11 protein-coding genes and 1 pseudogene are annotated in these 13,936 nt (G+C 33.2%); 10 read left to right on the top strand and 2 right to left on the bottom strand.

What is annotated here, in order from left to right:
• Positions 1 to 13: 13 nt before the first annotated feature.
• The 10 genes from ML436_11140 (at position 14) to ML436_11095 (ending at position 10,529) form a co-directional block, all read left to right on the top strand.
• Positions 14 to 325: a PTS lactose/cellobiose transporter subunit IIA gene (locus ML436_11140; protein ID UMT77675.1), complete on the top strand. Its 312-nt coding sequence runs from the start codon at positions 14 to 16 to the stop codon at positions 323 to 325.
• A 5-nt stretch (positions 326 to 330) separates the two neighbouring features.
• Positions 331 to 2,043 carry a lactose-specific PTS transporter subunit EIIC gene (locus ML436_11135; protein UMT77674.1) on the top strand — a complete coding sequence of 571 codons (1,713 nt, stop codon included), beginning with the start codon at positions 331 to 333 and terminating at the stop codon, positions 2,041 to 2,043.
• 17 nt (positions 2,044 to 2,060) lie between these two features.
• Complete coding sequence (gene lacG / locus ML436_11130; protein ID UMT77673.1) at positions 2,061 to 3,473, top strand: 6-phospho-beta-galactosidase; 1,413 nt, start codon at positions 2,061 to 2,063, stop codon at positions 3,471 to 3,473.
• 261 nt (positions 3,474 to 3,734) lie between these two features.
• Complete coding sequence (locus tag ML436_11125) at positions 3,735 to 4,604, top strand: alpha/beta hydrolase (protein ID UMT77672.1); 870 nt, start codon at positions 3,735 to 3,737, stop codon at positions 4,602 to 4,604.
• Between the two features lie 226 nt (positions 4,605 to 4,830).
• Entirely contained in the window at positions 4,831 to 5,832 is a 1,002-nt protein-coding gene (locus tag ML436_11120) for an NADP-dependent oxidoreductase (protein ID UMT77671.1), read from the top strand.
• A gap of 276 nt (positions 5,833 to 6,108) precedes the next feature.
• The gene (locus tag ML436_11115; GenBank protein UMT77670.1) at positions 6,109 to 7,116 is read left to right on the top strand and encodes a zinc-binding alcohol dehydrogenase family protein; all 1,008 of its coding nucleotides are present in this window, start codon (positions 6,109 to 6,111) and stop codon (positions 7,114 to 7,116) included.
• Positions 7,117 to 7,428: 312 nt separating this feature from the next.
• Positions 7,429 to 8,991 carry a BCCT family transporter gene (locus ML436_11110; protein UMT77669.1) on the top strand — a complete coding sequence of 521 codons (1,563 nt, stop codon included), beginning with the start codon at positions 7,429 to 7,431 and terminating at the stop codon, positions 8,989 to 8,991.
• Between the two features lie 176 nt (positions 8,992 to 9,167).
• On the top strand, positions 9,168 to 9,704 hold the full coding sequence (gene amaP / locus ML436_11105) for an alkaline shock response membrane anchor protein AmaP (GenBank protein ID UMT77668.1): 537 nt from the start codon (positions 9,168 to 9,170) through the stop codon (positions 9,702 to 9,704).
• Positions 9,705 to 9,716: 12 nt separating this feature from the next.
• Positions 9,717 to 9,956, top strand: a complete 240-nt coding sequence (locus ML436_11100) for a DUF2273 domain-containing protein (GenBank protein ID UMT77667.1) — start codon at positions 9,717 to 9,719, stop codon at positions 9,954 to 9,956.
• A 63-nt stretch (positions 9,957 to 10,019) separates the two neighbouring features.
• Positions 10,020 to 10,529 (top strand): Asp23/Gls24 family envelope stress response protein, encoded by a 510-nt coding sequence (locus tag ML436_11095; GenBank protein ID UMT77666.1) that lies wholly within the window; start codon positions 10,020 to 10,022, stop codon positions 10,527 to 10,529.
• 36 nt (positions 10,530 to 10,565) lie between these two features.
• Here the strand turns inward: ML436_11095 and ML436_11090 are convergent.
• Positions 10,566 to 11,479, bottom strand: a pseudogene (locus ML436_11090) (transposase).
• Positions 11,480 to 11,921: 442 nt separating this feature from the next.
• Complete coding sequence (locus ML436_11085; protein ID UMT77665.1) at positions 11,922 to 13,895, bottom strand: sialic acid synthase; 1,974 nt, start codon at positions 13,893 to 13,895, stop codon at positions 11,922 to 11,924.
• Positions 13,896 to 13,936: the final 41 nt, after the last annotated feature.

The following is a 13,936-nucleotide window of genomic DNA, read 5'->3' as shown; positions in this document are numbered from 1 at the left end:
GGGGATTAATGCTATGAATAGAGAAGAAGTCCAATTATTAGGTTTTGAAATTGTTGCATTTGCAGGGGATGCACGTTCTAAGTTTTTAGAAGCATTAACAGCAGCACAAGCTGGTGATTTTGCTAAAGCAGAAGAATTGATTGAAGAAGGAAACAACTGTATTGCTGAAGCACACAGAGCACAAACTAGTCTATTGGCTAAAGAAGCACAAGGTGATGATATTGCATATAGTGTAACAATGATGCATGGTCAAGACCATTTAATGACAACAATCTTATTGAAAGATTTAATGAAGCACTTATTAGAATTTTATAAAAGAGGGTGATGTCTATGATGCAAAAATTGATCGCACAAATTGAAAAAGGGAAGCCGTTTTTCGAGAAATTATCACGTAATATTTACTTAAGAGCGATTCGTGATGGATTTATTTCTGCAATGCCGGTCATCTTATTCTCTAGTATCTTTCTATTAATTGCATACGTACCAAATATTTTTGGTTTCAAATGGGATAAAGGTATGGAAGCTATTTTAATGAAACCATATAACTATACGATGGGGCTTGTAGCATTTTTAGTAGCAGGAACAACAGCGAAATCGTTAACGGATTCATATAACCGTAAGCTAGAAAGTACGAATCAAATTAACTTTATTTCTACAATGCTAGCAGCGATGTGTGGATTCTTGTTCTTAGCTTCTGATCCAGCAAAAGATGGTGGATTCTTAAGCGCATTTATGGGAACTAAAGGTTTATTAACAGCATTCTTATCAGCATTTGTTACTGTTATTGTTTACAACTTCTGTGTGAAACGTAACATTACAATCAAAATGCCAAAAGAAGTACCGCCGAATATTTCACAAGTATTTAAAGACTTAATTCCATTTTCAGCGGTAATTGTCATTCTTTATGCATTAGATTTAATTATTCGCAATAGCTTTAAAGCAAACGTTGCGGAAGGTATTTTAAAATTATTCGAACCATTATTTACAGCAGCAGATGGATGGATTGGTGTCACAATTATCTTTGGTGCCTTTGCATTATTCTGGTTTGTAGGTATTCATGGTCCGTCAATTGTAGAGCCAGCAATTGCAGCCATTACCTATGCGAATATCGAAGCGAACTTCAAGTTGCTTCAAGCTGGAGAACACGCTGATAAAATTATTACATCAGGTACACAAATGTTTATCGTTACATTTGGAGGTACGGGTGCAACTTTGGTCGTCCCGTTTATGTTTATGTGGATGACGAAATCTAAACGAAACAAAGCGATTGGACGTGCATCTGTTGTACCAACATTCTTTGGTGTAAACGAGCCGATTTTATTCGGTGCACCATTAGTGCTAAACCCTGTGTTCTTTATTCCATTTGTATTAGCACCAATTGTGAACGTATGGATATTTAAACTTTTCGTTGAAGTGTTAGGAATGAACAGTTTTAGTGTGAACTTACCATGGACAACACCAGGTCCGCTCGGCATCATCATGGGTACTGGATTTGGTTTATGGTCATTCGTACTAGCGATTACTTTAATTGTTGTAGATATCATCATTTACTATCCGTTCCTAAAAGTTTATGATAGTGAAATTCTTGATGAAGAAGAAGGGCGTAAAGAAAGTAATTCAGAGTTAAAAGATAAAGTTGCAGCAAACTTTGATACGAAAAAAGCCGATTCAATTTTAGCAGCAAGTGGTGTATCAGATGATGCATCTAAAGCTTCAAATATTACTGAACAAACAAATGTCTTAGTACTTTGTGCCGGTGGTGGTACAAGTGGATTATTAGCCAACGCACTTAATAAAGCAGCTGAAGAATATCATGTGCCAGTGAAAGCAGCAGCTGGCGGATACGGCGCACATATGGACATTATGAAAGAGTACCAATTAATCATTTTAGCGCCACAAGTTGCGTCTAACTATGAAGATATTAAGCAAGATACAGATAGATTAGGTATTAAATTAGCGAAGACTCAAGGTGCTGAATATATCAAATTGACACGAGATGGCCAAGCAGCCCTTGATTTCGTACAAAAACAATTTGAAAATTAAGAATAGGAGTTTTTCATATGACTAAAACATTACCTGAAGATTTTATTTTTGGTGGAGCAACAGCAGCATATCAAGCAGAAGGTGCGACAAATACAGATGGTAAAGGTCGTGTTGCATGGGATACGTATTTAGAAGAAAACTATTGGTATACTGCAGAACCTGCAAGTGATTTTTATAATAGATATCCAGTGGATTTAGAATTAAGTGAGAAATTTGGTGTTAACGGTATCCGTATTTCTATTGCATGGTCTCGTATATTCCCGAATGGCTATGGTGAGGTTAATCCTAAAGGCGTTGAATATTATCATAAGTTATTTGCAGAGTGTCATAAACGTCATGTTGAACCATTTGTAACATTACATCATTTTGATACACCTGAAGTGTTACACAAAGATGGTGATTTTCTAAATCGTAAAACGATTGATTACTTCGTAGATTATGCTGAATTTTGTTTTAAAGAATTCCCAGAAGTAAAATATTGGACTACATTCAATGAAATTGGACCAATTGGTGATGGCCAATATTTAGTAGGTAAATTCCCTCCAGGTATTAAATATGATTTTGAAAAAGTATTCCAATCACATCACAATATGATGGTGGCTCACGCTAGAGCAGTAAAATTATTTAAAGATGGCGGATACAAAGGAGAAATTGGTGTTGTACACGCATTGCCAACAAAATATCCGTTTGATCCATCAAATCCAGAAGATGTTCGTGCAGCAGAATTAGAAGATATCATCCATAATAAATTCATTTTAGATGCAACATACTTAGGTAAGTATTCTCGTGAAACGATGGAAGGTGTACAACATATCTTATCTGTTAATGGTGGTAAATTAAATATTACAGATGAAGATTATGCGATTTTAGATGCAGCCAAAGATTTAAATGACTTCTTAGGTATCAATTACTATATGAGTGATTGGATGAGAGGATATGACGGTGAATCTGAAATTACACATAATGCGACAGGTGATAAAGGTGGATCTAAATACCAACTTAAAGGTGTTGGACAACGTGAATTTGATGTAGATGTACCACGTACAGACTGGGATTGGATGATTTATCCTCAAGGTTTATACGATCAAATTATGCGAGTAGTTAAAGATTATCCAAACTATCACAAGATTTATATCACTGAAAATGGCCTAGGATATAAAGATGAGTTTATTGAATCTGAAAAAACAGTTCATGATGATGCACGTATCGATTATGTTAGACAGCATTTAAATGTGATTGCTGACGCTATTAAAGATGGTGCAAATGTTAAAGGTTACTTTATTTGGTCATTAATGGATGTATTCTCATGGTCAAACGGTTATGAAAAACGATATGGTTTATTCTATGTCGACTTTGAAACTCAAGAACGTTATCCTAAGAAAAGTGCTTATTGGTATAAAGAATTAGCTGAGACGAAAGAAATTAAATAATGTCATTTTTTCAAAGGCCTATCAGTCGCGTGCTGGTAGGTCTTTTTTTAAAAGATATCAACTAAACATGCATATACATATTGTCATATTAATCAAAGGGCGACATACAATAGAAAGCTGCATAGCAATCAATTAACAAACTTTAACAGACAATTTTCCAAAGTCATCGTAAAAGTTAATGATGCATTCAAAATCAACTAAAGGACATTTTTTAGCACATCCTTTATACTTATATAAAAGATATGAATGGGAGTTAAAAGTGTGAAGAAAATTTTTGTAATCAGTACAACATTATTAGCAGTAGCTATTATTATAGGTAGTATCATTACAGTAGTATTCAGTCAAAGACAAGAACAAACATATAAGTTACAACAACAGCAATTCGTTAACAAGTCTATTCCTACTTTATTCTTACATGGTTATGGAGGTAGCGCCAACTCAGAAAAATTCATGGTGAAGCAAGCAGAAAAAAGAGGTGTCACTAAAGACGTCATTACTGCTTATGTATCAAAAGATGGCGAAGTTACTTTTAAAGGGAAGATAAGTAAAAATGCTGTGAATCCAATAGTTAAAATTGAACTTAAAAATAACAGACAAGGATACTTAGATAAGAATGCCACTTGGTTTAAAAATGTACTTACGAAGCTTCAATCAGAATACAAATTCGATAAATTTAACTTTGTTGGTCATTCAATGGGGAATTTAACATTCGCCCAATATATGATGACATATGGTAACGACAAATCATTACCACAGTTAAACAAGCAAGTGAATATTGCGGGTACATTTAACGGCGTCTTAAACATGAATGAAGATGTCAATGAAATTTCAGTGGATAAAGATGGTAAACCAAGTCGAATGAATCAACCTTATCAACAATTACGTGTACTAAAAGATATTTATAAAGGTAAAGGCATAGAAGTACTTAATATTTATGGCGATTTGAAAGATGGTACGCATTCAGACGGCAGGGTGTCTAATAGTTCTTCGAAATCTTTGAAATATTTACTGGGAAATAGTCCGAAAAGTTATCGAGAATCTAAATATGAAGGTGAGTCAGCACAACATAGCCAGCTACATGAAAACGAAAACGTTGCGAATGAGCTAATTGACTTTTTATGGAAAAAATAATACCAGTTACCATTCAGTTAGAATATGAGTAAAGAATATATGCTTATAAGCCGAAATATTTTAAATTCATAAATGTAGGAAATATAATGTGGATGAAGTTATATGAATCAATGTTTAAGTCAAAAGCTGACAACTAAGAATACTCTAGCATCACGATTACGCTTTTTAAACTTAAATTTAAATAAATAATAAAGATAAGTTTCTAAATATGGAAAGGTGATTAATGATGCAAAACAAGCAAATTCTATTTAATAAAATTCCTGAAGGTATGCCACAAGACAATACATTTAAAATTGAGGAAGTCGCAACGCCTGAAGTTAAGGAAAACGGTATCTTGGTACAAACGCTATACATTTCAGTTGATCCATATATGAGAGGTCGTATGGCTAAGGCAGATTCATATGTGCAGCCATTTGAGATTGGTAAACCGATTGTCAGTCATATTGTTGCAAAGGTAATTGAATCAAAACATGAAGATTACCAAGCAGGAGATGTTGTTGTAGGTATGTTACCTTGGCGTATCATCAATGAAGTTCAAGCTAATCAAATTACTAAAGTACCAACAACAGATGTACCACTTGACTTATATTTAAGTGTCTTAGGTATGCCTGGGCAAACAGCATATCATGGGTTGCTCGATATTGGTCAACCTAAACCAGGTGAAACTGTAGTTGTTTCAGCTGCGTCTGGTGCTGTTGGTTCAGTTGTTGGTCAAATTGCCAAAATTAAAGGTTGCCGTGTTGTAGGTATAGCTGGTGGCGATAAAAAAGTAAACTATTTAACGGAGACATTAGGATTTGATTCTGGTATCGATTATAAGAAAGCAGATTTTGCAAAAGAATTAGCGCAAGCAGTACCAGATGGTGTTGATGTTTATTTTGAAAATGTTGGCGGTACAGTCGGTGATGAAGTATTTAAACATTTGAATCGTTTTGCACGAGTACCAGTTTGTGGCGCAATTTCTTCATATAATCATCCTGAAGAAGATATTGGTCCACGAATTCAAGGCACACTGATTAAAAAGCAAGTTATGATGAGAGGTTTCTTAGTATCAGAATTTGCTAATGATTTTAAAGCTGCAAGTGAACAACTTGCAACATGGGTTCAAGAAGGTAAAATTCAGTCACAAGTAACTGTTGAAGATGGGTTTGAACAAGCACCACGGGCGTTTAAAAATTTATTCACTGGCGAAAACTTTGGCAAGCAAGTTATTAAAGTTACAGAATAATAAAGATAAATGAGGATGACAAATCAACACCGGTAATAGTCTAACTGTAGATGAGCACTCTAGTCTAATTTAAATTTATTGAAAGTCATGCATGAGTAAGTAATCATTTAAATCGAAACTTTTGAAAAGTATGTCATTATAATTGCAAACCTATTATCATAATCGAATGTTGCACTCATTTTTACCAAACAAAAGGAAGTCATTGTGCTGTGAGTTGAGCACACATGGCTTCTATTTTGTATAATAAAATAAAGTTCAAAAACGAGGTGAAGCGATATGAAAATGATAGGATTTGAGAAACCTTTTAAATTAAAAGAAGGAAATTTATTTAAAGTATATGAACAAGAAATACCGACGCCGGAACACGATGAAATCTTAGTTAAAGTGATTAGTATTAGTGTTAATCCAGTAGATACGAAGCAACGCCAAATGGAAGTTGATCAAGCACCACGAGTACTTGGCTTCGATGCTATAGGTACAGTTGAAGCAGTCGGACCAGATGTAACGTTATTTGAGCAAGGTGATGTGGTATTTTATGCTGGTTCACCTGATAGACAAGGGTCCAATGCAACGTATCAGTTAGTACCAGAAACAATTGTTGCAAAGACACCTCGAAATATTTCTGCTGAAGAAGCGGTTAGTCTACCACTGACTGGAATTACGGCTTATGAAACTTTTTTTGATACATTTAAAATTTCTCGTGATCCTGCTGAAAATGAAGGGAAATCAGTTTTAATCATTAATGGGGCTGGTGGTGTAGGAAGTATTGCTACACAAATTGCTAAGCGATATGGTTTAACAGTCATTACAACAGCGTCACGACAAGAAACAACAGATTGGTGCGAAAAGATGGGCGCAGATATCGTATTAAATCATAAAGAAAATTTAGTACGTCAGTTTGATGAAAATGACATTTCATTGGTAGACTACATATTTTGTACTTTCGATAGTGATATGTACTATAATACAATGATTCAATTAGTTAAACCGTTAGGACACATTACAACTATTGTCGCTTTTAATGAAAATCAAGACTTGAATGCTTTAAAATCAAAAAGTATTACGTTTACTCATGAGTTTATGTTTGCACGACCAATTCATCGTACGCCAGACATGATTAAACAACATGAGTATTTAGCGGATATTACGAAAAATATAGAATCTGGTGTTTACCAACCAACAACAACTCAAGTTATTGATGGTTTAACTCCTGAAAATTTATATCGTGCACATCAACTATTAGAACAACAATCGATGATAGGGAAACTAGTTATTAATATTTAATATAGTATATAGAGTCGCTTTATACAGTTAAAACTGTGTAAGGTGGCTCATTTTTTGTTTTAGGGAGAACAGATCAATTGAAAGATAGTTATCATAATTAAATTAACACTAGTTTTAAAGTAAAACAAAGGTCCTCTGTAAGTTTAAAAATTCAATTTTTATTGCAACCTAAAAATATTCAATGGAAAGCTTATTTATATATGGTTTTTAAAAGATAAAGTATTATTAATTGCCTCTTCATAAAATTATAAATGATTAAATTGTTGCAGTTATGGGTATGTGCTAACCATTACATAGAAAGGGTTTGTATTTATGAGAAATAAATCAGTAAGTCTGGTGTTTTGGGTATCATTAGCCATATGTACAATATTCGTCGCTTTTGGTGCGATATTTCCAAAACAGTTAGAAACGCTCACACAAAATATTACTACATTCATAGCGTTACATTTTTCGTGGTATTATTTGTTGCTTGTTTTAGTCATTTTAATCGTCTGTGTGTATATTTTATTTTCAAGATATGCATCTATCACATTAGGTGAAGAAGGCGAAGACCCAGAGTTTTCATTACCATCATGGTTTGCAATGTTATTTAGTGCTGGTATGGGAATAGGACTTGTATTTTGGACAACAGCAGAACCAATCAGTCATGCTTTTAAATTAACGCCAATACATAAAGCTGGAACGCAATCTGCAATTAACGATGCAATGCAGTTTTCATTTTTCCATTGGGGGATTCATGCATGGGCAGTCTATGGCATTGTCGCGCTTGTGTTTGCATATTTTAGCTTTCATAAAGGATATCCTGGATTAGTCAGTGCTACTTTAACACCATTGTTAGGTGAAAAAGCGATGCGCGGTCCTTTAGGTGGTGCGATTGATGTTTTAGCGGTAATTGCTACTGTAACAGGTGTTGCCGCAACATTAGGTTTTGGCGCGTTGCAAATTAATGAAGGCTTACATTTTTTATTCAATGTACCAAGTAATTTTACGATGCAGGTTATTCTAATTGTCGTTGCGACTATTTTATTTACATGGTCAGCGTGGTCAGGTATTGATAAAGGCATTAAATCGTTGAGTAATATCAACATGTTGTTAGCCTTTGTTGTGTTAGTTGGCTTATTCATTGTTGGGCCGACACTATACATTTTAAATACATTTACTAATGGATTAGGTAATTATATTGCGAATTTCTTAAGTATGAGTTTGCGTATTCCATCAGGTGGTCAAAAATTCCAATGGCTACAAAATTGGACTATTTTTTATTGGGCATGGTGGGTATCTTGGGCACCATTTGTAGGTATATTTATTGCGCGTGTTTCAAAGGGACGTACGATTAAAGAATTTATTTTAGGCGTACTCTTCGTACCAGCACTCGTGTGCTTTATTTTCTTTGCCGTATTTGGCGCATCAGCAATTTACTTGCAAGATAATCACATTGCTAACATTGCAAAAGCTGCAACAGAGACAGCAACTTTTGCCACTTTACAACATTATCCATTAGGCTTTGTATTAAGCTTAATTACTTTAATTGTTATCATGATTTTCTTCGTTACATCTGCTGATTCTGCAACATATGTTTTAGGCATGTTAAGTTCTAGCGGTGATATTAATCCGAAATCATTTGTAAAAGTGAGTTGGGGTATTATTATGGCACTATTTGCCATTATTATGATTTACACAGGTGGAACACAAGCAATTCAAAATTTATTAATCATTGCAGCATTACCATTTTCAGTAGTTATTATCGCGATGATATGGTCACTTTTAAAATCACTTAGTGAAGAAAAACCTAGAAATAGCAACAAAGTTCTAATTAAACATCGAGATCCTGATATTTTAGAATATCGCTCGTCAAAACATATTGACGAAAATTAATTGAAATTTAGGTTTTATTAACAAAAACTAGGGAATAGATAACTAAAATAGCACTTCATCTTATATATTAAAAATAAATTTAAAGTTATTAATTTATTAGGTTTAACAAATTATTAGATGGGTACATATTTAATATGATTTTTAATTTAACTTTAACTAAGGAGGTGTCGTTAGGGGTGAAACGACTTAAAAACTTTATCCTTGGCTTATTAATAGTAGTTATTGTTGGATTCCTTTTATTCATGTATATACAAGATGGACGTATTGTTGAATATCAAGATTACTTCCTACAATTTGAATGGTTCCAACCATTACTAATTTCGCTTGCTGCACTATTAATATTAATAGGTCTTATTCTAGTATTTAGTATCTTCAAACCTACACATCGAAAACCTGGATTATACAAAGATTTTGATGACGGACATATTTATGTGTCTAGAAAAGCGGTTGAAAAAACAGCATTTGATACAGTTGCAAAATACGATCAGGTAAGACAACCAAATGTAGTTGCAAAACTATACAACAAAAAAAATAAATCTTATATCGACATTAAAACTGATTTCTTCGTACCGAATAATGTTCAAGTGCAATCATTGACAGAAGCCATTCGTGCAGATGTTAAGAAAAATGTTGAACATTTCACTGAAATGCCAGTACGTAAGTTAGAAGTTAATGTGAGAGATCAGAAAACTTCTGGTCCACGAGTGTTGTAAGGGAGGTATATCATGGCTAACAATCATAACCAAAACGGACAAGACTCTACACAACAAGTTATTAATTTATTAAAAACTTTCAAATGGAGAATCATTGGTTTCTTAGCGTTTCTATTGATTGCTATTTTATTCTTAACGCTAGGATTTTGGAAAACAATACTAATCATCGTGTTATGTTTAATTGGATTAGGTATTGGGTATATGAAAGACCGTAAGCAAGATTTTATGAATTTTTTAAATAGATGGAGTTAATTCATCAATTTAGAATTTAATTGAAAAAATATAAAAAATCAACAAGTAAAAGGAGAATTTATTATGACTGTAGATAACAATAAAGCAAAACAAGCATACGATAATCAAACTGGTGTTAACGAAAAAGAAAGAGAAGAACGTCAAAAACAACAAGAACAAAATCAAGAGCCTCAATTCAAAAACAAATTAACATTTTCTGATGAAGTTGTTGAAAAAATTGCTGGTATCGCTGCACGCGAAGTTAAAGGTATCTTAGACATGAAAGGTGGCTTAACTGATACATTCACTAATGCATTCTCAAGTGGTAACAACGTAACACAAGGTGTATCAGTAGAAGTTGGAGAAAAACAAGCTGCTGTAGATCTAAAAGTAATCTTAGAATATGGTGAATCAGCACCAAAAATCTTCCGCAAAGTAACTGAATTAGTTAAAGAACAAGTTAAATATATTACAGGTTTAGATGTTGTTGAAGTTAACATGCAAGTTGACGATGTAATGACTCAAAAAGAATGGAAACAAAAACACGAAAAAAATAATGACAATAATAACCAAGAAAGACAAGGTTTACAATAAGTCATTTAATAAAAAACAGCTTGAGACATTAAGTTCTTAGGCAATGTAAAAAAGCTGATTTCTATTAATTATTTGATAGAAATCAGCTTTTTTGATATGTATTTTATAATGTACAGCTCGTTGAGCTACTATTTTCCTTAAATTAAGTGCCATTAATACAAAACCTAGCTCTCGTTTAACTTTATCTATTTCTCGAACTGACATTCGAGTGAAACCCAAAATAGCCTTCATAAATCCAAAAACAGGCTCTACATCAATTTTTCTTTGAATATATATTTTTTTCGTTTCTGGTTCAAAAAGCTTTAGATTAATTTGGGCTTTAAAGTATTCCCAATTATAATTCTTCATGATTTTCTTATTGGATTTCGAATTTGGCTTCATGCATTGTCGCCTCAAAGAACATGCTGAACAGTCATCACATTCATATAGTTTGAAGTCACGTTTAAAACCATATCTACAATTACAGTATGTATACCTTTTAAAACTTATTCTTTTGTTATTAGGACATATAAATTTATTATTAAGTTCGTCATATTTCCAATTTTGAGTGTTAAAGATGTCACCTTTAAACTTTCTTGTTTTATCTTTAATAAACATGCCATACGTAATAAGTGGCGTTTTATTAAAGTCATCTATAATAGCCATATAGTTTTGCTCACTACCATAACCTGCATCAGCTACAATATACTTCAGTAAATAACCGAAGGTGTTTGATTTTGAGGTAACCACATCATTCGAATACTGTCATGAAGTAATTTTTCTATTCTACGACCAGAAAATACAGATTGAGTGTATGCATATAAGATAATTTTTAACATCATTTTTGGATGATAGGAAGTTGCGCCACGATGGTGTCTGAATTCATCAACTTCACTATCAGGTATCGTTTCAACAATTTCATTAACATATCTTGAAATATCATTTTGAGGAATTCTAACAGAGGTTTCTATTGGTAGTGTAAGTTAGTCAAAGTGTCTTATTTCTTTAAAGTATTTAAAAGTAAATTTACATGTTAATACGTAGTATTAATGGCGAGACTCCTGAGGGAGCAGTGCCAGTCGAAGACAGGGGCCCCAACACAGAAGCTGACATATAGTCAGCTTACAACAATGTGCCGGTTGGGGTGGCTGAGACGGCACCCTAGGAAAGCGAAGCCATTCAATACGAAGTATTGTATAAATATAGAACAGCAGTAAGATATTTTCTAATTGAAAATTATCTTACTGCTGTTTTTTAGGGATTTATGTCCCAGCCTGTTTTTTGCGTTACTTTATATTTATATATTTATTTAAACGGTAAGATCGCATGAATAGTGTAAATGTTATGCTTTAATTGGCTGAAGTAAATTTATGTCAAAGTTGAAATACTCATCGCATATCTATAGAGGTCTTTCTATTCTTCGCGATATAAAGGATTATTAACTTTTATATAAGTATAATGATGGGCCTCATCTTCAAGGCGCATCGTTGTCACACATTTATAATCAATCATTGATGCAAACATCGTAGCTTTAATTTCTTTTATGCGGTCTTCGCTTACTTTATTGGATTGATGTGTAGAATGCTCAATTTGATAAAAGATATTATCTAATACATCACGAACAATAATCCATAATTGTTTTTCTAAATTTGAGTCAGCCGACAATTTAGATATTGTCAGTATTAATTCACCTAAATGATTTTGTACAGTTGAATAAAATGCTTTATTAAAGACAGAAGTTTTAGAATCAGTAAGAATTCTAGACTTTTCATGGAAATGAGATGTATCATACCCCATTTCATTCAATTGCGCTTTATCAATTCTCAAACCTTCAAAGTCTCTTATATACATTGTTTCTAAAAGACCATCTTCTTGGAATGTTGCAATTGCATTTTGTAGATGTGCCTCTAAAGCAATACCATATTTTGTCACTAACGGAATGACAAGGCCAAGTAGTGCCTTACTGTAAGTTTCAATCCACCATCTTGCTGATGTTTCAAATGAAGATAGTCCTGCTGTTGACTGATATCGTTTTATCAGTGTTACAACAGGTACTTCATCGTTAAATGGATAGGTTGCAACTAAACTTGAAGGTATCATTGGTGTAACTGTTTGCGGAATCATTTGATATATATTTTCCCTAAATAAAGTTCCTAATTGTTCACTTCGTTCAGTTTGATAGTCTGCTTTATCTTGCTCATTATAAAAATGAATCCCAGCAACTTCATCTATAATATTCGATGCATAGCGTTCGAATATTGCATCGCGGTGTAGAATATCATTTAAAATGCGTGTCATTAAAGGACCATTATGTGTCGTTTGTTCGGATAATGTACGAATTTCACCTGTTATATGGACATTCGTCGACAATTTTATATGTGGCAACATTTCAGGACATTTCGGTACTAAAGTTCTAAATGATAAACCTGCATAATAAGTCAAAGTGTGCTTTGATATAATAATTGCATTTTGTGTTACTTCTTCTTGATAATCAGAAAGTAATACATCATCTAATTGCCAAGGATGAACAATCATGATGTGATATTCGCTTAAATTGATATTCTTCGAGAATTCATTTTCTAATTGGTCAATTAAATTAGGGAAGAGACGTCGTACTGTTGAATCATAATCTTCATTAAGTGACATCGTTCTACTTAATTTATCGTGAAGCAGTAATACTTTTAATTCAATTGGTTGTCCGAATTCTGATGAATATTGGTATGTTTGTAAAGCATTTAAACCTTTACGTAACTTTGCACCGGGATGTAACGGATGCCCTTCGATAACAGCTTGTTCTGAACGTAAATAACGATCATTATCACTTTCGATGATATTAAATAATGGTGCATTATCGTGTTGCATTGTTAATGCTTGATAGCTTAGCGCAAATGTCATATTATTGGCACTATTTATTAAATCTTGTTGAAATTGTTCGCTGGCTTCATTTTTTAAATGAGGCGCTTCAACTAAAATATAATCAAGAATTTCATTTGGATGTTGTACACGTGCAATCGTATGATTGCGATTATGTTTAATGTAAAAAGGACCTTTAACATCAATTCGATCAAAGGCATGTTCACCTGTAATAGGTGCATATAAAGTTCGATCAGATTGTGGAAATTGAATTTCTAGCACGTTAGGTGTGCTTATATCTAATGTATTTAAGACATCACTAGATAAAATTTCACTACGAGATTTAGCTTCAACTAGATTTTCTCGATGCATAGAAGTGACTAAACGCTGAGTGATTTTGTCTCGACCTTGTAAAATCATCTCTTTGAAAATACTCGCCCAATCATGATCGTGTTGTTGTAAGAATAGATATGTTTCTTGTTCTTCTTTATTTAATTTTAAAATTTGTTCTTTAAAAGTTAATTTCAAATTCATAATTCACCTCTATGAAATATTTTACAAAAGCAAGATTGATT

The organism is Staphylococcus roterodami, assembly GCA_022493055.1.
Lineage (GTDB): Bacteria > Bacillota > Bacilli > Staphylococcales > Staphylococcaceae > Staphylococcus > Staphylococcus singaporensis.
The sequence above is the reverse complement of the archived record's forward strand: the minus strand, read 5'-3'. Positions and strand labels throughout refer to the sequence as shown.